The organism is Komagataeibacter xylinus, assembly GCF_031081985.1.
Classification (GTDB): Bacteria; Pseudomonadota; Alphaproteobacteria; order Acetobacterales; family Acetobacteraceae; genus Komagataeibacter; species Komagataeibacter xylinus_E.
In genome coordinates, this window is record NZ_JARWSK010000001.1 from 224591 (window position 1) to 244891 (window position 20301).

A 20301-nucleotide genomic window follows, 5' to 3' on the forward strand; every position below is an offset into this window, starting at 1 on the left:
ACCAACAGGAAAAGAGTGTTTCATGACCACCACACGGCATAATCCCTATCAGGTTACCGACCGCAATCTTGCCCTTGAACTCGTGCGCGTAACCGAGGCGGCCGCGGTCGCCGCATCGGCCTGGACCGGTCGTGGCCTCAAGAACGAAGCCGATGGCGCTGCGGTGGAAGCCATGCGGCGCGCGTTCGACACGGTGGCCATTGATGGCACCGTGGTGATTGGCGAAGGCGAGATGGACGAAGCGCCGATGCTGTTCATTGGCGAGAAGGTCGGCTCGGGCGGCCCGGGCATGGATATTGCCGTGGACCCGCTTGAAGGCACCAACCTGTGCGCCAAGAACCTGCCCAACGCGCTGACCGTGGTCGCGCTGGCCGAAAGCGGCAACTTCCTGCATGCGCCCGACATCTACATGGACAAGATCGTGGTCGGCCCCTACCTGCCCGAAGGCGTGGTGGATCTGGACAGCACCATCGAGGCCAACCTCAAGTCACTGGCACAGGCCAAGAAATGCGCGGTGTCCGACCTCATGCTCTGCACGCTCGACCGTGAGCGCCATGAGGAACTGATTGCTCGCGCGCGTGCTGCCGGCGCGCGCGTCACCCTGCTGAGCGATGGCGACGTGGCCGCCGCCATCGCCGCCTGCCTCGATGACAGCGAGATTGACATCTATGTCGGCTCCGGCGGCGCGCCAGAAGGCGTGCTGGCTGCCGCCGCCGTGCGCTGCGTGCATGGGCAGATGCAGGGCCGCCTCCTGTTTGAAGATGACGACCAGGTGGCGCGCGCGCGCAAGATGAACCCCGGCGCCGACCCGTCGCGCAAGCTGGCGCTCGAGGACATGGCGCGCGGTGACGTGCTGTTCTCCGCCACCGGGGTGACGGGCGGGGCGTTGCTCCACGGCATTCGCCGCAGCGGCATCCGCACGGTCACGCATTCGCTGGTCATGCGCTCCAAATCCGGCACCATCCGGTTTGTGGAAGGCCATCACGATTACCAGACCAAGACCTGGTGAGCAGTATTTCATCGATTGCATAACAACAAGAACAGGCAATAGAGGAACGACATGACCAATACAGCACACACCGCTTCGGGCCGACTGGGCCTGCGCCCCGGCGTTGTGACGGGCGCGGATTACCGCCGCCTTGTCGAGACCTGCCGCGACGAGGGCTATGCCCTGCCGGCAGTCAACGTGGTGGGCACCGACAGCATCAACGCGGTGCTTGAGGCGGCAGCCCGCAACCGGGCGGATGTCATCATCCAGCTTTCCAACGGTGGCGCGCGGTTCTATGCGGGCGAGGGCATGAAGGATGCCGAACAGGCCCGCGTGCTCGGTGCGGTGGCTGCGGCCCGTCATGTCCATACTGTGGCTGCTGCTTACGGCGTGTGTGTGATCCTGCATACCGACCACGCCGACCGCAAGCTGCTGCCATGGATTTCCGGCCTGATCGATGCCAGCGAGGAGGCGGTGAAGGAAACCGGTCGCCCGCTGTTCTCGTCCCACATGATCGACCTTTCGGCTGAACCGCTGGAAGACAACATTGCCGAATGCGCCCGTTTCCTGCGCCGTATGGCGCCGCTGGGCATCGGGCTTGAAATCGAGCTTGGCGTTACCGGCGGCGAGGAAGACGGCATTGGCCATGACCTTGATGATGGCGCCGATAACGCGCATCTCTACACCCAGCCCGAGGATGTGCTGAAGGCTTATGAGGCCCTTTCCCCGCTGGGGTTCGTGACCATCGCGGCCTCGTTTGGCAACGTGCATGGCGTGTATGCGCCGGGCAATGTCAAGCTGCGGCCCGAGATCCTGCGCAATTCGCAGGCGGCGGTGGCCAAGGCCACCAACCTTGGCGAGAAGCCGCTGGCACTGGTGTTTCATGGCGGTTCAGGCTCGGAGCAGGCCAAGATTACCGAGGCGGTCTCCTACGGCGTGTTCAAGATGAACATCGACACCGACATCCAGTTCGCCTTTGCCAGCAGCGTGGGTCATTACGTGCAGGAGCATGCGGAGGCGTTCAGCCACCAGATCGCGCCTTCCACCGGCAAGCCGACCAAGAAGCTGTATGACCCGCGCAAGTGGCTGCGCGTGGGCGAGCAGGGCATCGTGGCGCGGCTCGAGCAGTCGTTTGCCGATCTGGGAGCCACCGGGCGCAGCGTGGCGCGCGCGGTATAAAAACCACATGTGAAGGGGGAGTATCTGGCAACGTGTCAGCAGAAGAACGTCACCGGGAAATTACCGCGCTGGTGCGTACCCAGGGCTATGTCTCCAACGAGGATCTGGCCCAGAGGCTGAATGTTGCGGTCCAGACCATCCGCCGTGATGTCAACCTCCTGGCCCGTCGCGGGTTGGTGGCGCGGCATCATGGCGGGGCGGGTCTGGCCTCGTCGGTCGAGAATATCGCCTATTCTGAGCGGCAGGTGCTCAACCGGCGGGCCAAGGAAGCCATTGGCACCCTTGCAGCCCGCCAGATCCCTGATAACTCATCGCTTTTTGTCAGCATCGGCACCACGACCGAAGCCTTTGCCAAGGCCCTGCGGCGGCACAAGGCGCTGCGGGTCATTACCAACAACCTGCATGTGGCCACTCCGCTTTCCGCCCAGACCGATTTCCAGGTGATCGTGACGGGGGGGCAGGTGCGGTTTTATGATGGCGGCATTACCGGCTCCACCGCCAGCACCTTCATCGAGCAGTATCGCACCGATTTTGCCGTGATCGGCATCAGTGGCATCGAGGATGATGGCACGTTGCTTGATTTCGATGCCGATGAGATCAGCGTGGCCCAGGCCATGATGCGCAATGCAAGGCGTGTCTACCTGCTGGCCGACCAGACCAAATTCGGCCGCAGGCCCATGGGGCGGCTGGGGCACCTTTCGCATGTGCATGGCTTTTTTACCGACCGGCAGCCATCCGAGCAGATCTGCGCCATGCTGCGCGCTCATGATGTGGAACTGCACATCGCCTGAAGTCGGGTCAGGAGTTTTGAGGTGCCGCCTTTTGTTAAAGGCGGCATTTTCTGAAGCTTTTCAAAAAAAGCTTCAGAAAAATTCCATAATTTTATCAGTAACTTACTGTGCCAGATAACCACCATCAACCGGTAGCACCGCGCCTGTAATGAAGGATGCATCATCCGAGGCCAGGAACAGGATGGCGCTGGCAATCTCCGCGGGCTTGCCCATGCGGCCCATCGGGTGCATCTCGACCACCTTGCGAATACCTTCCGCATCCATGCCCGCCACCGCAGGGGTGTCGATGGTGCCCGGTGCCACGGCATTGACCCGCACGCCCTTGTCAGCAAGGTCGATGGCGAGGTGCTTGGTGATGCCCGAGGCCACGAATTTGGCTGGGCCATACACCGCCTGGCCCTTCTGCCCGGCAAAGGCCGAGATGGAGGACAGGCACACGATCGCGCCCTGTCCTGCATGGACCATCTCGGCTGCGGCATGCTTGCAGCACAGGAACATGCCGCGTGCATCGACCGCCATGGTGTGATCCCACAGATCCGCCGTGGCGGAGGCGAGATCGGCCTCGGGGATGACCCCCGCATTGGCCACGAGAATGTCGATGCGGCCAAAATGCTTCATGGTTTCATGCACCACGCGGGCAATGTCGGCCTCGCTGGTTACGTCGGCTGGCACCGAGATCACGTCCACGCCGTTTTTTTCAAGCTGGCTGGTCAGTTCATCGAGTGCATCGGTGTTGAGGTCGGTCAGGGCAAGCTGTGCGCCCTCGGCGGCAAAACGCTCCGCCGTGGCGCGGCCAATACCGCTTGCAGCACCTGTAATGATGGCGACCTTGCCTGCAATGCGTCCGGTTTGTGTGGCTGTCATGGGGTCTCCTGCTTGTCGCTGGCATCAGGCGGGTTAACGCGGGGGGTGTCAAGATGTTGCCCGGCCTGAAGGGAGAGGCAGGGTGCATGGGCCGGGCTGATCGGGTTCTTTTGATCGGGTGGGGGTGATCGGCCTGTTTTTCCCGCTCTGGCGCGGTCAGGCGGCACGGAAAAGGGGCATTGGTTACGAAGTTGCACCAGAATTCGGGCCCGGGCATGTTTCAGCCAAGGGGGGGATCACATATACTCGCCACAAACATGGTTTGTTATGAATGTGGCGGGGCGGTGTTTTCCATGCGAAAAACCGGCCACGCCGTGCGAGCGGGTTTGGAGCATTATCGAGATGGCACAGAAGTTTCGGATCGTTATTGTAGGCGGTGGCGTTGCGGGCCTTGCGCTGGCAACCCGGCTGGGCAATTCGGTCGGCAAGTCGGGCCGTGCGGAAATCACGCTGGTCGATAAAAGCTTCGCGCATGTGTGGAAGCCGATGCTGCACTGCTTCGCCGCAGGCACCGCCGCCAACGAGAATGACCGCATCAGCTTCATGTCACAGGCCAGCCGGCACCATTTCGAGTTCTGGCCCGGCGAGATCACGGCGCTCGACCGCGCGGCCAAGACCATAGCGCTCGCTCCCATCAAGGACCCGCTGAGCGGGGAGGTGGTGGTCGAGGCCCGCACGCTCGATTATGATGCGGTGGTGCTGTCAATCGGCAGTCGCGCCAACGATTTCGGCACGCCCGGCGTGGCCGAGCACTGCCTGTTCATTGACAACCTTGTCGATGCCAACGGCTTCAACGACCGCTTTCGCATGGAGCTGCTGCGCTCCTTTGCCAATAACAACGAACTCGATATCGCGATCGTGGGTGGTGGCGCCACCGGCACGCAGCTCGCCGCCGAGCTGCACAAGGCGCTTGATCTCGCCTCGCTCTACAGCTTTGGCCGCAAGCCGCCCAAGCTGCGCATCACGCTCCTTGAGGCAGGCCCGCGCATTCTGCCTGCCTTCCCCGAGGCGGTCTCGGCGGCGGCGGTCAAGCAGCTTGAAGCGATTGGCGTGAGCGTGCGTGCAGGCGCGATGGTCAGTGGTGCGGATGAAAACGGCTTCCTGCTCAAGGATGGCACGCGCGTGCCCGCCACGCTGCGGGTGTGGGCCGCAGGTGTCAAGGCGCCGGATGTAACCAGCAAATTCGGCGGCCTCAAGCTGTCGCGCTCGGGCCAGCTTGAGGTGCGGCCCTCATTGCAGGTGCTCGATGATGACAACATCTTCGCCATGGGCGACTGCGCCTTCATTGCTGAAAAGCCCGTTGCCCCTACCGCCCAGGCCGCCCGCCAGCAGGCCCATCACCTGGCCCGCCACCTGCCGGGGTGGATGATGAGTGGCCAGCCCATGCCTGCCTTCACCTTCCACAACAAGGGGGCGGTCGTGGCGCTGGGCGATTACAATGGCTGGGGTACCTTCCCCGGTGGCACGGTGTTCGGTGGCGGCTGGCTGCATGGCCTGTCGGCGCGGATGGTGCATCTCATGCTCTACCGCCAGCATCAGTTCGAACTGTATGGGCCGGTGCGCGGCACGATCTCGTGCCTTGTCGACTGGCTTGACGTGTTCGTGCGCCCCTCCGTCCGGCTGGACTGAGGGCCACGGGGCGCAGGCTCCCTCTCAGTCGTGGCGCAGGTGGTTCGACAGGGCGTTGCCCGCCGCCTGGATGATGGCCACGAACACGATCAGCACCACCACGACAAGCGACATGACCTGTGTGTTGAAGCGCTGGTAGCCGTAACGGATGGCAAGGTCGCCCAGGCCCCCGGCACCTACGGCGCCCGCCATGGCCGAGGCCCCGGTCAGGGTAATGAGGGTGACCGTGAACCCCGCCACTAGGCCGGGCAGGGCCTCGGGTATGAGCACATGGCGCACGATCATCCACCGCGTGCCGCCCATGGTGCGCACGGCATCGACCAGATTGGGGTCGACCGCGCGGAGCGAGACCTCGGCAATACGGGCGAAATAGGGAATGGCCGCCAGCGAAAGTGGTACGATCGCTGCCGCCGTGCCCAGTGAGGTGCCCACGATCATCCGGGTTACGGGAATGAGAATGACCAGCAGGATGATGAAGGGGATGGCGCGCAGGATGTCCACCACCAGCCCCAGCAGGCGGGCGGCGGGCGGGCAGGGCATCAGCCCGCCGCGCCGCATCGCTACCATGAGCAGCGCCAGCGGCAGGCCGCCAAGCACGGCAAGCAGCCCCGAACAGGCGACCATGATGGTCGTCTCCCACGTTGCGCGTGCGATCAGGTCAATGATCAGCCGGGACATGGCCAAGAACCTTCAGTGAGGGGTCGAACTGCGTCAGGAAATCATGGATCTCGGCACAATAACCGGTCACCGACACGATCTGGTCGGCAAAGGGCTGGCCCGCGATCTCGGTGGTGCCACCCTGCAGCACGGTGGCCTCCACGCCATATTGCTGGCCGAGCAGCGACAGCAGGGGCTGCCATGCGGCCTCGCCCGCAAGCTGGATGCGGATGATCGCCCACCCATCAGGCGCAGGCTCGGCCACCAGCCGCGCGCGCAGGGCGGGGGGCACCTGCGGCTGTGTTTCCGACAGCAGGGCCTGGGTAACGGCGGATTGCGTAGCGGCCCCCATAATGGCCAGCGTGGGGGCATTTTCAACAATGCGGCCCTGGTCCAGCACCACCAGATGCGTGGCAATGCGGCGGATCACATCCATCTCATGCGTGATGAGGATGATGGTCAGCCCCAGTTCGCGGTTGATTTCGGCCAGCAGGTCGAGAATGGCGGTCGTGGTTTCGGGGTCGAGGGCGGAGGTGGCTTCATCGCACAGCAGCAGCGCCGGGTCATTGGCCAGCGCGCGCGCAATGCCCACGCGCTGCTTCTGCCCGCCAGAAAGCTGGCTGGGCCATTTATCACCATGCGCCGAGAGGCCCACCAGCGCCAGCAGTTCCGCAATGCGCTGCGGGCGGTCCGCGCGTGGCACGCCCGCGATTTCAAGCGGCAGGCTGATATTGCCCGCCACCGTGCGCGAACTGAGCAGGTTGAAATGCTGGAACACGAAGCCGATACGCCGCCGCAACGCCACCAGCCCCGCCTGCGGCAGGGTGGTGATGTCCTGGCCTTCGATCAGGATCTGCCCCGCATCAGGCCGGTCAAGCGCGCCAAGGCAGCGCAGCAGCGAACTCTTGCCCGCCCCCGATCGCCCGATCACGCCAAGGATTTCACCCCTTGCTACCGAGAAGGACACATCATCAAGCGCTACATGCCCGCCAAAGCGGCGGCTGACATGGCGTACGTCAACGACATTCACGTCCATGCCGGTTCAACCGCGCCGTGGAAGATGCTGGCAATCGCCTCGCGCGTGGCGGGCTGGTGCACGGCGCGGACCAGCGCCTCAACCCACGGGGCATGCGCATCAGCGGCATTGACCGCCACGAAGTTGACGTAAGGGTTGTTTTGCAGCGATTCCACCCCGATCCGCTGCTTCTGTATGTCCACGCCCGCCTTCAGCGCCCAGTTGGTGTTGATTACGGCGGCATCCACGTCAGGCAGGGTGCGGCCGACAATGCCCGCATCAAGCTCGCGGAAGGAGAAGTGATGGGGGTTTTCGGTCACGTCGAGCGGGGTGGGTAGCAGGCCGGCTGCGGAATCAAGTCTGATCAGCCCCAGCGCTTCGAGCAGGCGCAGGGCGCGGCCTTCATTGCTCGGGTCGTTCGGCACGCCGATCACCGCCTTGTCCGGCAGGTCGGAAAGCGCCTTCCACCGCGCCGAATACAGCCCGATGGGTGAGAAATAGGTCGGGCAGACGCTGACGATGTCGTAACCACGGGCCGCTTTCTGGGCATCGAGGAACGGGGCGTGCTGAAAGGCGTTGGCATCAATCTCGTGCTCGGCCAGCGCCTCGTTGGGCGTGTTGTAATCGGAGAATGTCACGATGCCGAGATTGAGCCCTTCTTTTGCGGCATTGGCCGTAATGACCCGCCACAGATCCTCGTCCTCGCCTGCCATGATGCCGATGCGGACCAGCTTGCCATCCGCGGCCCGCGCCCGTGTTGCCAGGGGCAGGCAGGCGAGGCCGCCAGCAAGGCTGAGCAGGGCGCGACGGGTGAGGGGGGCAATCTGTTTCATGGCATTCCTGATCGGTACATCGCAAGAAGAGCAACGATGCAGCACCACTATGGCGTGATGGTCTTTTTGACAACGCCCCTGATGGGCTGCATGGCATGCAGGCAGCGGAAAGGCATAAAGAGACAAGAGGCTGCGTGCGTCAACATTAAATACGATATATAATGTTCATTAATGCCCTGCGGCACGGGCATGCGGCGCTGGCAGTCTGCGCGGGAGGGGATGCGGTGGGCAGGAATGCGTTCTTTTTTCAAGGTTGTTCCTGCATCATACGATCGGTTTCGTGCAATGGTGTTGTACCTGTTTTTTACGGTTTAACAAAGATTCTTCAATGGGGTGGTTGCATTGTGGCTTTCTATTGCCCGACTGTTTCATACGGCCCCGAGGGGGAGGGGATTATAAAATACGATATTGACCGGATTATTTCATCATAATACGATAATTGACAGTATTTAACCCGCTGCCGCCGCTTCCCGGCATGCCATGTGGTGCATGAACATGATGTCCACCCTCCATTCAGCCACACGACTGGGGTACCGGTATATGCGTGGGGGTGCCCTGTGCGTATCCATGCTGGGGGTGTATGCAGCCCAGGCGGCGCCTGATCCGGTCGTGTCCGGCAGCAACGCGCCGGGGCAGCCGGAACAGATGGTGGTGCACATGACCCAGCGCCCCCCCATTCTCACCTTTCCGCATGCCAACCCGGTGGGGCAGCCCATCCGCATAGGCGGGCAGGAAAACCGCCGCAGCGGCCATCAGTATGACTGGGGCGTGTTCAACCGTGGCAATGGCGAGGCCGCGGGCTTCGGGCCGGTGGGGCGCTATGGCGTCAGCCCCTGGGCCGAGGACTGGAGCAACCTGCGCGACCCCAAAAAGCATGACGACCTGTTCGATGCGCTGAAATACATTCCGCTCACCCGCAGCGGGACTGTGTGGATCAGCTTTTCAGGCGAGACGCGGCTGCGCAACTGGTTTGAAACCCGTCCTGCCCTGGGCACGCAGAAACCCAATGATTCCGGCCGCTTTGGCGTGCGTAACCTGTATGGCGCGGACCTGCATATTGGCGAGCACCTGCGGTTTTTTGGCCAACTGGTCAATGCCGATGCAGGGGGGTGGGGCGGTTATGGCTATGGCTCGACCTACCGCAAGCGGCTCGACGCACAGCAGGCCTTTGTCGAGGTGAAGTGGAACATGCTGGGCGCCAAAAGCGGCTTCATGTTTGGCCGCCAGCAGTTTCTCGATGCGCCATCCTACATGCTCTATGCACGCGAGACGCCCAACGTGCCGCTGTCATGGGATGGGTTCCGGGCCTATATGGTGTGGCAGCGCATCCGCATCGATGCATGGGATTTCGTGCAGACCGATGATAGTGACCGGCGCATGTTCCACGATGTCGAGAACTATGCCAGCCGCCTGTATGGCTTCAATGCCACCTGGGCGCCGCCGGATTTCACCTTCATGGGGCAGAAGGGATATTCCTTCGTCGATGCGTTCTATATCGGCTACAAGCTTAATGGCGCGGCTGGTGCCATTGTGGGGCCGAAGGGCGCGGTCAACGGGTCGGACACGCGCAACAATTTCGGCATGCGCTGGCATGGTATTGCAGGCCCGATCGAATTCTCGGTGGGCGGCATATGGCAGGGTGGCGTATTCCGTAACGCCAGCAACAACGCCCCGCGCGGGGTCAGCGCCTATGCCATCAACAGTACGGTAGGCTATCGCCTGCCCGATGAGGCGCTACACACCTTCGCCGGTATCCAGACGGATGTGTATTCCGGCGGTAATGCCTCGAAAAGCCAGGGGACGGTGGGCACCTATCTCTCGCCCTTCAACCCGCAGACCAACTATCTCGACACCACAACCTACATGACCGGCTCGAACCTGATCAGTTTTGCGCCGCTCGTGCGCATAACGCCGTTCAAGTCCGTTAGCATCCAGTTCAAATACCCGCTGTTCTGGCGTGATAGCGTGAATGACCCGGTTTACAAATCATCGGGTTATTACAAATTCGCGGGCAATTTCCGGGGGCGGTTCGTGGGTATGGCGCCACAGGTGTCGGTTGCGTGGCAGATCAATACCCATCTGTCATGGACGCAGTATGTCTCGCGCTTCATGACATCGCGCGCGCTCAATGAGGCGGGTGGCGCGAGCGGCACCTACTACCAGTCTAATTTCGTCTTCCGTTTCTGAACACGGGCCGCCCCGCCGGGCAGCCCGTGCCCACGGGGTTCATTCAGCCGATTTGCGGCCAAAGATGAAGCTGGCCAGCGAGGCCGCAAGCAGGAACATCATCCCGTAAACCTTGCACGAGGTCGGGATCTTGTTCTCATGCAGCGTGACCTCGCCCTTCAGGCTGGCCAGGTGTTCGGCAATCTGCTTGTGCAGGTCGGCCTTGTGCTGGTGCAGCGTGCCCTCAAGGTGCTTGGCAATTTCCTGCACATCTTCGGGGCTGAGTTTGCGGAGGGTTTCAGCAGCGCTCATGGTCTGTTCCAGTCCTGTTTTTATTAAAAACATCGCTCCGATCATCTTCGTCGGGCGTAACGGTTTACATGTCGGTCCGGGTATGGGGGTTTTCAAGGCCGATGCCTGGCAGGGCAGGGCTGCGTGGGCACGGAATTATGACCACGCGGTCCTGGCGCGCAGGTTATGCTTGCAGTCCTGATGCATGGATGAGGGAGCGGACCAGCGTGCTGCTTGATGTGATTGAACGTGGACCGGAGGATGGCACGAACACCCTGCCGCCCGTGGTCTTCCTGCATGGGCTGTTCGGGCGGGCGCGCAATTTCGGGTTTTTCCAGCGCCGCCTTGCGGCCACCCGCCGCATCCTTGCCCTTGACCTGCGCAACCACGGCAGCAGCCCACATGGGCCAATGGATTACCCCACCATGGCAGCCGACGTGTACGAAACGCTGGCCGCGCATGACGCGCTGCCCGCAACGGTTATCGGGCATTCCATGGGGGGCAAGGTGGCGATGATGCTGGCGTTGCAATCTCCTGCCTGCGTGCATGCCCTGCTCGTGGCCGATATTGCGCCGGGGCCGGGTGGTCATGCGCATTCCGGCGCAATCGCTTCAGGGCTGGCCGGGCTGCATTTTCCGCCCACGCTCACCTTGGGCGAGGCCGATAGCTGGCTTGCCCCCGTCATTGCCGAAAAGCCGGTGCGCGACATGATGAAGCAGAATATCGTGCCCGGCGCCAACCCGCACTGGCAGATCGGGATCGAGCAGATCGTGACGGGCATGGCGCAGGTGGTGGGCTGGCCCGCCCTGCCACCGGGCACGCAGTATGGCGGCCCGGTGCTGTTTGTGGCGGGCGGGGCTTCACCCTATGTCCAGCCCCGTGATTACCCGCTCATGCGCCAGCTTTTTCCCCATTACCGGCTGGTGCGGCTGAAAGGGGCCGGGCACTGGCTGCATGCCGAGCAGCCTTGGGAATTCCTGCGCGTGGTCGAGGAATTCCTGCGCGTGACAGGGTAGGGAGAACCTTACTGCGGCACCGGCGTGCATTGCGGCGTAACCGGCTGGCCTGCCATGACCGCCTGCGTAAAGGCTGCGGAATCCGGTAGCGAGGCGTTGACGGTCTGTGAATGGTCCAGCCCCTTGTACAGATGCGCCTGAACCGTGCTGCCCGCCGCACAGGCCGCCTTTACCAGCGAGAGTTGCAGCATGGGCGGCACGTCATGGTCATCGGTGCCCGTGCCCACAAACAGGGGCTGGGCCAGCTTCAGGGTGGGATAGGCCATCGCTGCAAAAGCCGGGGCCAGCGCCTTGGGGAAGTCGGGTTGCAGGGCGTTGGGCAGGGTCAGCCCTTCATCCTTTATCTTCTGCTCCATGTCGCCCACGCAGGTGGTCGATGCGGCGTGGTAGGCGGCCATGGCGCGGGGCGTGAAGGCTTCCTCAGGGTGGAAAGCCGGGTCACGCCCGGCAAGCGAGGCACCGAGATAGAGCATGTAGACAACAAGCGGGTCATATTTTGCAGGCCCTGCCGCGTGGGCGGCGGCGGTCAGTTGCGCGCCGAGTTCGGGCGTGAAATAGGGCACGCCGGTGGCCACCGTGCCGCGGATATTCACATCCGGCGCATAGGTGGCGGCAAATGCCGCTGCCGCAAACGCGGCCCCGCCGCCCTGCGACTGGCCCACGATCATGACCGTGTTGCGCAGCCCCGGCACGGCGGCGACAGCGGCACGCACGCCATCAAGCACGTTATACGCCTCGGCGCGCGCATTGAGGTAAGGATGCACCCCCGGCGTGCCCAGCCCCTGATAATCGGTGGCGACAATGGCGAAGCCCCGCTTCATCCAGGCGGCCAGATATGTGCTGTTGCGCACGGTATAGGGGTGGAGCGAGGGCGTGCAGCCCTGCCCGATGCCCACGGTGCCATGCGCCCAGGCCACGATGGGCCACCCGCCCGCAGGGGCCTTGCCCGGCGGCACGATCACTTCCGCCGTGACGGGCACCGTGCCCTTGCCGGTTACCCCATCGGTTGAAAGATAGGTCATGCGCAGGGCACGACCCGCATCGGGCAGGCTCAGGGCCGGGGCCAGCGGAGCCGTGCCGACAGGCGTGCCGGGACTTGCGGGAGTTTTTGCAGGGGTTTCAGCCGCGCGGGCGTGCAGGGCGGGGCTGGCCAGGCACAGGCTGGCCATGAGCGTGCCAAGGATTCGGGCAGGCAGGGTCATGTCGGGATCAGTCCTTCATTGGGGGCTGCTGTTGCGGCATTTGCCCTATCGGGTTCATATTTCCAGCCCATCACGGCGCTGTAAAGCGGCAGGCGGCAATAAAGCCGGCCTGCCCGGCGCAGGGCATGGCTGCCCCTGCGGTAAAAGCATGCAGTTGCCTGAAAGAATGCCGGTAAAAACATGGCACTGATGCAAAAAGGGTGGCGACCAGCCGTAGGAGAAGAAAACAGTGCTGTTCAATCAGAATAAATTTCATTCCGATGGCACGCCCCGATACTTTCCCGGCAATACGGTCATCTGCCACCTGCCCCGCGACGGCGCGTTTTTCCATGCCATGCTTGATCTGCACGACCAGATGAGCCAGTTCGATTTTGCCGCCAAAATCGCGTTTCTGCCGCCTTCAAGCTATCACATGACGGTTTTTGACGGGCTGAACAATACCCGCCGGAGCAAGCGCACATGGCCGTGCGACCTGGCCCGTGATACCCCCATGCCGCAATGCGATGCGTGGGCGGGCGAAAGGCTCCGCGCCTTTCCCGGCAAGCTGCCCGATCCCCTGCGCATGCGCCCCGCGCGGCCGGACCCGCTGCGTGACAGGCAGGGCTGCCGCATCCGGCTTGAAGCGGTGGACCGTGAGGGTGCGACCGCGCTGCGCCACTTTCGCGCCAGCCTTGCCGCCCATCTGGGCATGCATGATGCCTGGCTGGACCGGTATGTTTTTCACACCACGATCGGCTACAAAATCCAAGGCTTTACCGCGCGCGAAGCGCGTGACTATACGGATGTCATGGTGCGGTTTCAGGGGCGGATGGCCGCGCGCCTGCCCGAAATTGATCTTGGCCCGCCGGAATTCTGCCTGTTTGATGACATGCATGCCTATCATCGCCAGTTCCTTGTGGCGTAACCGCAAACCGTTTTGCCCTTCCTCGCATCTTGAATATGCGTAATACCCTGCGGCATGATGGGAATGCCCACAAGGAGATTGCATGAAGCCCGACGCCCCTGACGATCAGCCAAAGCCCGGCCTGCGCGAACGCAAGCAGGCGCGTGCGCGCAATACGCTGATTGCCGAGGCAATGCGGCTGTTCTCCGCCAAGGGATATGACGAGACGACGGTGGATGAGATTGCCGATGCGGCGGAAGTCTCGCGCCGCACCCTGTTCCGCATGTTCGAAACCAAGGGCGACATCGTGCTGGCCTGGACGCGCGGCATGACCCAGACCCTGACCGAGGCCCTCGCGGCCTGCCCGGCCGACATGCCGCCTGCCGATGCGATGATGCATGCCTTCACCTCGCTCGTGCCACGCATCGCGGCCAACCGGCAGGATACCTATGCCTTTGTGTTCCTGATTGAAAAAACCCCCTCGCTCCAGACCGTAAGCCTGCAGAAATACGGCAAGTGGGAAGACTGCCTGGCAGACGGGCTGGCCAAACGCATTGCCGAGCGCAAGAACCGCAAGACCGCCGCCCGCCTCATGGCGCGCTGTGGCATTGCCATTTTTCGCACGGCACTTGATGAGTGGATCAGGCTGAAAGGCCGCCCGGCGCTGGTGCCGCTGCTACAGAACACCTACGCGCTGCAATCCTCGCTCTGGGTCGCACCGGCTCCGGCCGCCCCATAAATAAAAGGGCGGGACCCAATGGCGCCCGCCCTGCTGGCATAGCAATCATAAAAAAGCTTCAGGAAAGGCCGCCTTTGAGAAAAGGACGGCCCCCCGAAACCTGTATGCTTCAGTCAAGCCGCACGGAAGGCCGCACGAACACGTCCAGCCAGTCCACAAGGCACGACATGGTGCCGCGGAACACGCCATAGAGTTCAAACTGGTGCTGGCGATACAGCATGAGGTGAACCATGCGCGCGGTAATGCCACGCAGCCAGCCGCCGCCAAACACGCGCCCGCCGGGGAAGGTGCCCCAGCCGTTATAATCGCCAAGCGCAACAACCGCGCCCTTGTTGTGGAAGGCGAAAGGCGGCAGCGCCTTGCCGCCAATCCAGGCAGGCATGTAGCGGGCCAGGTGATGGGCCTGCTGGCGGGCGGCCTGCGCGGTGGGGGCGACGGGTTTTTCAGCAATGAAGGCGCAGTCACCCATGGCGAAGATGCTGTCATCTTCCACAAGTTGCAGCGTGGGCCGCACTTCAAGCTGGCCCGAGCGCGACAGCTTGAGTTCACCAAACTTGCGTGTCACGTCAGGCGCCTTCACGCCAGCCGCCCACACGCGCAGGGTGGCGGGAATGCGGGTGCCGTCCTTGAGCATGAAGCCCTTTTCATCAGCGCCGCTGACCATGGCCGAGGTCTGGACCTTGACGCCGATCGCCTCAAGCTCCTTCTGCGCTGCAGCCGATACCGCCTCAGGGAAGGCGGGCAGGATGCGCGGGCCTGCCTCAAGCAGGGTAATGTTCAGCTTGGGCGGCTTCTTGCCAAAGCTGTAGAGCGAGGCGAGATCAAGCGCCTTGTGCAGTTCGGCGGCAAGCTGCGTGCCGGTGGCGCCCCCGCCCACAATGGCGATGTCAAGCTGCTCGTTATTGCCGAACGCCTTGAGCAGTTCCATGCGGAAGCGGTCGTTGAAGCCGTTGGCATCGACGAGGTTGTCAATGAACAGGCAGTGCTCGGCCACGCCGGGCGTGCCGAAATCATTGGCGCGGCTGCCAATCGACAGCACCAGCGCGTCATATTCCAGCTTGCGTTCATCAAGGATCACCTCGCCCGTAGGCTCGACAACCGGGGCAAGCGTAATGGTCTTGGCCTTGCGGTCCATGCCCGAAATCTCACCGGGCCAGAATTCAAAATGATGGCGGCTTGCCTGCGACAGGAAGCTGATGCGGTCATTCTCGTTGGCAGCGGTGCCTGCGGCAAAGCAGTGCAGCATGGGCTTCCACACATGTGCGAAGCTTTTATCAACCAGCGTGATTTCAGCCTGGCCAGATTTGCCAATCTTGTCACCCAGCCGGGTTGCCAGCGCCAGGCCAGCCACGCCACCACCTACGATTACGACCCGAAACTTTTGTGCCATCCTATGCCTCTTTTTTACTTCTGCCGCACAGTGTCCCGGTCCCGTGGGAAAAACCCTGTCGCATATCCTGAAATATCGAAAACTGTCCTGCCGCGGGCCCGACGCGAATGGCCCGGACAATGGAACACGGCGGCCGACCCGGTAAACCAGCCCGACCGCCGCGCCCTGCCTTGGGGGCTATTGGGTTTTCACCCCCTCAGCGGATCAAAAGAAGCCGCGCTTCTTTTCGCTGTAGCTGACCAGCATGTTCTTGGTCTGCTGGTAGTGTTCGAGCACCATCTTGTGGGTCTCGCGCCCGATGCCGGACTTCTTGTAGCCACCAAAGGCCGCATGCGCCGGATAGACGTGGTAGCAGTTGACCCACACGCGACCGGCCTCAAGGCCACGGCCCATGCGGTAGCAGGTGTTGGCATCACGGCTCCACACGCCCGAGCCGAGGCCGAAGGGGGTGTCGTTGGCGATGGCCAGCGCTTCTTCTTCCGTCTTGAAGGTGGTCACGGCCAGAACCGGGCCAAAGATCTCTTCCTGGAAGATGCGCATCTTGTTGTTGCCCTTGAACACGGTCGGCTGCACGTAGCACCCGTTGTTCAGGTCGCCACCAAGGTCGGGGCGGCCGCCACCGGTCAGCAACTCGGCGCCTTCGCCCTTGCCGATGTCGATGTAGGACAGGATCTTTTCCTGGTGGCCGTGCGAGTTCTGCGCGCCCATCATGGTGTTGGGGTCAAGCGGGTTGCCCTGGCGGATCGCCTTGATGCGGGGCAGGGCAAGTGCCATGAACTTCTCATAGATCGATTCATGCACCAGCGCGCGGCTGGGGCAGGAGCAGATCTGGCCCTGGTTGAGGGCGAACATGGTGAAGCCTTCGACCGCCTTGTCGAGGTAGTCGTCGTCCTTGTCCATGATGTCGGCGAAGAAGATGTTCGGCGACTTGCCGCCCAGCTCCAGCGTTGCCGGGATCAGGTGCTCGGCAGCAGCATGCGCGATCATCTTGCCGGTGGGAGTCGAACCGGTGAAGGCGATCTTGGCAATGCGGTCGCTGTTGGACAGGGCAGCGCCCACATCCTTGCCCAGGCCGTTGACAATGTTCAGCGTGCCGGGCGGGAACAGGTCACCGATCAGTTCCATCAGCACCAGCATGGAAGCAGGCGTGCTCTCGGCAGGCTTCATGACCACGCAGTTACCGGCGACCAGCGCAGGCGCCAGCTTCCACGAACCCATGAGCAGCGGGAAGTTCCACGGAATGATCTGTGCCACGACGCCAAGCGGCTCATGGAAGTGGTAGGCGATGGTGGTCGCGTCGATCTCGCTCAGCGTGCCTTCCTGGGCGCGGATGCAGCCGGCGAAGTAGCGGAAATGATCGATCGCCAGCGGGATGTCGGCGGTCAGGGTCTCGCGGATGGGCTTGCCGTTGTCCCATGTCTCGGCCCGGGCGAGCAGGTCGAGGTTCTTTTCCATGATGTCGGCTGCCTTGAGCAGGATCAGCGCGCGGTCGGCAGGCGCCATCTCGCCCCAGGCTTTCTTTGCCTTGTGGGCTGCATCAAGTGCCAGCTCCACGTCGGCTGCGGTGGAAGCGGGCACTTCGCACAGCACGCGGCCATCAACGGGGGAGGTGTTGGTCAGGTAATGACCATCGACGGGGGCAACCCATTTGCCACCAATATAGTTACCATAACGGGACTTGAACGGCGGGGCTGCCGTGATGCTGTCTGCTGACACGGTGATTTTCCTTCAGGGTAATGGTCTATTTATCGAACCGGGGGCGCAAAAGCGCATTACGCACAGTGCAGCAAGCCCGGCGTGAAGAAAATAAAGTAAAAATATTTCGTTTTTTTTTGGTTTTTACTTTTTATGATGTTCCAGAATGCCAGATATTCGGAAATTCATTCTCATGGTCATGTAAAGCATAAGTCTATGCCTTTCCTGCAAACCGGACAGTTCTGGATATGCCCCGGTGGAAAGCCGGAGAATCATCTGTATTCATTGATATATAGACGCCCCCCCTCACGCAAGGGAGAGGCCGGTAACGTAACCGTGATATATGCATCAAGTGCCATTAGAACCGGAGTGTAATTGTATATAAATCAATAGGTTATACAATTATCAAAAAGAAAATATTTTATGGTTTCAGGCTGTCTTCCCGTATCGGGGGCGTAAGGCTGCATACGCGAACAGCCACGGCGGGCGTGGCTGTCGGTGGCAGGCGGGCATGCAGGAAAGCGCGTGGGCGGACCTTTGTGTTTACTTGTCCGCCATTGTGGAGGGCGCGAGATCGATCAGCCCATTGAGGGCGACTTCACCTCCCACGCCTGACAGGTGCTGGGAGTCTACATAAAGCGAGGCGGCCCCGCGGCTGAACCGGCACCCCTGGGGCGTGCAGAAACGCTCATGTAACGAGGCATAGGTGAGGCCGCCAACCGCGGTTGCGGCCGCATGCACGGCATTTTCAATGGAAGGCGCGGGCGTTACGACCAGGGGCGGGGGCGCGATCCCCCCGGCGAGTGCCAGGGCAGGGTCAAGCTGGTGTTCAATCCATGAGCGCACGGGCATGAACGTCGTAACAGCCTCACGCGCGGGGTCGAGGCGGAAATGCGGCACATCACCCAGCACGATCACTTTCTTGCCTGCGTGCGTCAGGATGGTTTCGGTGCGGATCAGGGCGGCGCGCATGCGCGCGATGCCAGCCACCACGCCATCATTCACCGGATGTTGCGGGTCAACATAGGCATCATCGCCCGCATCGGCCTCAAAGGGGGCGGACCAGTAGCCGGTCAGGACCACGAGTTGCACTTCCGGGTTGTTGGCCACCAGTGTTATGGCGCGTTCGTTATAGAGCGCGCAGGCGGCCGCGTGTCCCGGATGCTGCGGCATGAGGCGCGTGGCGCCCATCAGCGGCGGACAGGATGACTTGGTGAACTGCACGAAATCATACCCGCCTTCGCGCGCAATGCGGGCAAGGGCAGGTGCAAGCGCGGCGGCGTGGCTGTCACCGAGCAGGGCGATCTGCAGGCGTCCGGTGTCGTGCATGCAGGCGAAACTGGTATTGGGCCGGGCATCGCCATAATTGGCCAGGCATGACCCGCCGCGCCCTTCTGCCAGGCTGGCTTCCGTCACCATAAGGGCGGGATTGAAACGGGTGGGAAAGCCGTGGCTCATGTAAATGGCTGACAGCACGACCCCGCATAATGCAGCCGCACTGCCATAACGCAGCAGGACCACGCGGCTGGGCAGGCGGGCATGGCGGAAGGGTTGTTCGATATAACGCCATGACAGCACGGCCAGCCCGAGTGACACGAAGGCCACCACGACGAGCTGCGCGGGCCGGGGGGCTTGCGCCATGCACAGCCATGTCAACGCCATGAGCGGCCAGTGCCACAGATACCATGAATAGGAAACAAGCCCCACCCCCACGAATGGGCGCGCGGACAGGACAAGGCGGTTGAAAACACTGCCTTCCGCCAGCACGAGCGCCAGCGTGCCCCCCACCGGCAGCAGCGCGGCAAGGCCGGGGAAGGGGGTATGTTCGTTAAAAAGACAGACTGACAGCACCACAAGCCCGATACCGGTAAAGCCCAGTATGTTGGCGGGCAGGGCAGGCAGGGGTCTTGTCGCCCCTGAGCGGGCGATGGCCAGGAAGGTTCCGGCCCCGAGTTCCCATGCCCGCGTGGGCAGGAGGTAGAAGACCGCCGTGGGCCAGCGGCTCATGCCAATGACGGCAAGTGTAAGGGCACCCAGGCAGAGCACGCCAATGACCCCAAGAACGAAAGGGCGCGTCATGCGGCGCAGCGCAAGCAGCAGGAAGGGAAACAGCAGGTAGAACTGTTCTTCCACGCCGAGCGACCATGTCATGAGAAACGGATCAAGATGGGCATCGGGCGAGAAATAGTTGACCTGCCGCCAGAACAGGATGTTGGACCACCCGCTCAGGGCCGCCATCGCCCCGATTGCAATCTGCCTGTAGTCCTGCGGGCTGGCCAGCACGACGCCAAGGATCGTGACAAAGGCGATGACGGCCATGAGCGCGGGCAGGATGCGGGCGGCGCGTCGGGCATAGAAGGCATCGAAGCGAAAGCGCCCCGCCCCGACATCACGGTACACAATGCCGCCTATGAGAAAGCCGGAAATGACAAAAAAAATGTCCACGCCGGTGAAACCCGATTTCAGCGGCGAAAGGCCAGCATGGAACAGGACTACGGCGGTAACCGCAATGGCGCGCAGGCCATCAATATCGCGGCGGTAGCGGCGGGAGGGATCAGGGGCCATTGGTCGGCTCTTTTCGTGCGGCAGTGAACGGTGCGCAGGCACGGTTCAGGGGAGGGGAATAGCTGCACGCAAACGCCAGTATTGTTTCAGAGTTTTTCTTCCCTGTTGCTTCACGTAAATTTTATTTTATTATTTTTTATTGATTAATAAACGCACGCCTCGCATGCCTGTAAAAAGACTGGCTACCGCCGGCCTGGATGCTGCGCGGCAATGCATGCGGTGAGATAGAAAACCAAAGCCGCTTTTGAAAAATTCACATGTATGGATTTGTATAATCAGATGATGTGTTTTGATATGAAATAAAGTAATTATTTGTCATTTAATAATAAATATATTTAATTTAATGTATTTATTGAAAATAGGTGGGGCCTATTTAGAACGACTGGCTGTATAAGTGC

Annotated in this window: 18 protein-coding genes; 8 read left to right on the top strand and 10 right to left on the bottom strand. The window is 62.0% G+C overall.

From position 1 onward, the window contains the following. The first annotated feature begins 22 nt into the window (after window positions 1–22). Genes glpX through QEG70_RS01005 form a run of 3 tightly spaced genes read left to right on the top strand, consistent with a single transcriptional unit; the run spans window position 23 to window position 2958 of the window. The gene (gene glpX / locus QEG70_RS00995; RefSeq protein ID WP_308718925.1) at window positions 23–1009 is read left to right on the top strand and encodes a class II fructose-bisphosphatase; all 987 of its coding nucleotides are present in this window, start codon (window positions 23–25) and stop codon (window positions 1007–1009) included. Window positions 1010–1060: 51 nt separating this feature from the next. Next, the gene (fbaA, locus tag QEG70_RS01000) at window positions 1061–2167 is read left to right on the top strand and encodes a class II fructose-bisphosphate aldolase (RefSeq protein WP_308718926.1); all 1107 of its coding nucleotides are present in this window, start codon (window positions 1061–1063) and stop codon (window positions 2165–2167) included. Window positions 2168–2199: 32 nt separating this feature from the next. Further along, complete coding sequence (locus tag QEG70_RS01005; protein ID WP_308718927.1) at window positions 2200–2958, top strand: DeoR/GlpR family DNA-binding transcription regulator; 759 nt, start codon at window positions 2200–2202, stop codon at window positions 2956–2958. A gap of 102 nt (window positions 2959–3060) precedes the next feature. Here the strand turns inward: QEG70_RS01005 and QEG70_RS01010 are convergent, their stop codons facing one another. Beyond that, window positions 3061–3822 carry an SDR family NAD(P)-dependent oxidoreductase gene (locus tag QEG70_RS01010; RefSeq protein WP_061271895.1) on the bottom strand — a complete coding sequence of 254 codons (762 nt, stop codon included), beginning with the start codon at window positions 3820–3822 and terminating at the stop codon, window positions 3061–3063. A gap of 342 nt (window positions 3823–4164) precedes the next feature. Here QEG70_RS01010 and QEG70_RS01015 point away from each other — a divergent pair, with 342 nt between their 5' ends. After that, window positions 4165–5451, top strand: coding sequence for an NAD(P)/FAD-dependent oxidoreductase (locus QEG70_RS01015; RefSeq protein ID WP_308718928.1), 1287 nt, complete (start codon window positions 4165–4167; stop codon window positions 5449–5451). A gap of 24 nt (window positions 5452–5475) precedes the next feature. Here QEG70_RS01015 and QEG70_RS01020 read toward each other — a convergent pair whose 3' ends face one another. Genes QEG70_RS01020 through QEG70_RS01030 form a run of 3 tightly spaced genes read right to left on the bottom strand, consistent with a single transcriptional unit; the run spans window position 5476 to window position 7956 of the window. Continuing rightward, window positions 5476–6129: a methionine ABC transporter permease gene (locus tag QEG70_RS01020; RefSeq protein WP_308718929.1), complete on the bottom strand. Its 654-nt coding sequence runs from the start codon at window positions 6127–6129 to the stop codon at window positions 5476–5478. Further along, window positions 6110–7144 (bottom strand): methionine ABC transporter ATP-binding protein, encoded by a 1035-nt coding sequence (locus QEG70_RS01025; protein WP_308718930.1) that lies wholly within the window; start codon window positions 7142–7144, stop codon window positions 6110–6112. Before QEG70_RS01025 ends, QEG70_RS01020 begins: the two co-directional genes overlap by 20 nt. Beyond that, a complete protein-coding gene (locus QEG70_RS01030) occupies window positions 7135–7956 on the bottom strand; it encodes a MetQ/NlpA family ABC transporter substrate-binding protein (RefSeq protein WP_308718931.1) in 822 nt (273 codons plus the stop codon). The genes QEG70_RS01025 and QEG70_RS01030 overlap by 10 nt, the downstream gene beginning before the upstream one ends. 540 nt (window positions 7957–8496) lie before the next feature. On the opposite strand from QEG70_RS01030, the gene QEG70_RS01035 reads away from it, so the two are divergent. Continuing rightward, window positions 8497–10143 carry an alginate export family protein gene (locus QEG70_RS01035; protein WP_374762522.1) on the top strand — a complete coding sequence of 549 codons (1647 nt, stop codon included), beginning with the start codon at window positions 8497–8499 and terminating at the stop codon, window positions 10141–10143. Window positions 10144–10182: 39 nt separating this feature from the next. Here QEG70_RS01035 and QEG70_RS01040 read toward each other — a convergent pair whose 3' ends face one another. After that, window positions 10183–10434 carry a hypothetical protein gene (locus QEG70_RS01040; protein ID WP_130732888.1) on the bottom strand — a complete coding sequence of 84 codons (252 nt, stop codon included), beginning with the start codon at window positions 10432–10434 and terminating at the stop codon, window positions 10183–10185. A 206-nt stretch (window positions 10435–10640) separates the two neighbouring features. Between QEG70_RS01040 and QEG70_RS01045 the strand changes: the two genes are divergently transcribed. Next, window positions 10641–11429 carry an alpha/beta fold hydrolase gene (locus QEG70_RS01045; protein WP_308719422.1) on the top strand — a complete coding sequence of 263 codons (789 nt, stop codon included), beginning with the start codon at window positions 10641–10643 and terminating at the stop codon, window positions 11427–11429. Window positions 11430–11437: 8 nt separating this feature from the next. Here QEG70_RS01045 and QEG70_RS01050 read toward each other — a convergent pair whose 3' ends face one another. Both QEG70_RS01050 and QEG70_RS01055 read right to left on the bottom strand, forming a co-directional pair. Continuing rightward, window positions 11438–12631, bottom strand: a complete 1194-nt coding sequence (locus tag QEG70_RS01050; RefSeq protein ID WP_308718933.1) for a lipase family protein — start codon at window positions 12629–12631, stop codon at window positions 11438–11440. Window positions 12632–12701: 70 nt separating this feature from the next. Beyond that, window positions 12702–12980: a hypothetical protein gene (locus QEG70_RS01055; RefSeq protein WP_308719453.1), complete on the bottom strand. Its 279-nt coding sequence runs from the start codon at window positions 12978–12980 to the stop codon at window positions 12702–12704. Between QEG70_RS01055 and QEG70_RS01060 the strand changes: the two genes are divergently transcribed. Together QEG70_RS01060 and QEG70_RS01065 are read left to right on the top strand one after the other, a co-directional pair. Then, entirely contained in the window at window positions 12861–13535 is a 675-nt protein-coding gene (locus QEG70_RS01060) for a DUF1868 domain-containing protein (protein ID WP_308718934.1), read from the top strand. The genes QEG70_RS01055 and QEG70_RS01060 overlap by 120 nt on opposite strands. Window positions 13536–13617: 82 nt before the next feature. After that, complete coding sequence (locus tag QEG70_RS01065; protein WP_308718935.1) at window positions 13618–14253, top strand: TetR/AcrR family transcriptional regulator; 636 nt, start codon at window positions 13618–13620, stop codon at window positions 14251–14253. A gap of 109 nt (window positions 14254–14362) precedes the next feature. On the opposite strand, the gene QEG70_RS01070 is transcribed toward QEG70_RS01065, so the two are convergent. The 3 genes from QEG70_RS01070 to QEG70_RS01080 form a co-directional block, all read right to left on the bottom strand. Next, window positions 14363–15643 (bottom strand): NAD(P)/FAD-dependent oxidoreductase, encoded by a 1281-nt coding sequence (locus QEG70_RS01070; RefSeq protein ID WP_308718936.1) that lies wholly within the window; start codon window positions 15641–15643, stop codon window positions 14363–14365. A gap of 204 nt (window positions 15644–15847) precedes the next feature. Beyond that, on the bottom strand, window positions 15848–17359 hold the full coding sequence (locus tag QEG70_RS01075; RefSeq protein WP_308718937.1) for an aldehyde dehydrogenase family protein: 1512 nt from the start codon (window positions 17357–17359) through the stop codon (window positions 15848–15850). Between the two features lie 522 nt (window positions 17360–17881). After that, window positions 17882–19903 (bottom strand): acyltransferase family protein, encoded by a 2022-nt coding sequence (locus QEG70_RS01080; protein WP_308718938.1) that lies wholly within the window; start codon window positions 19901–19903, stop codon window positions 17882–17884. Window positions 19904–20301 lie beyond the last annotated feature (398 nt).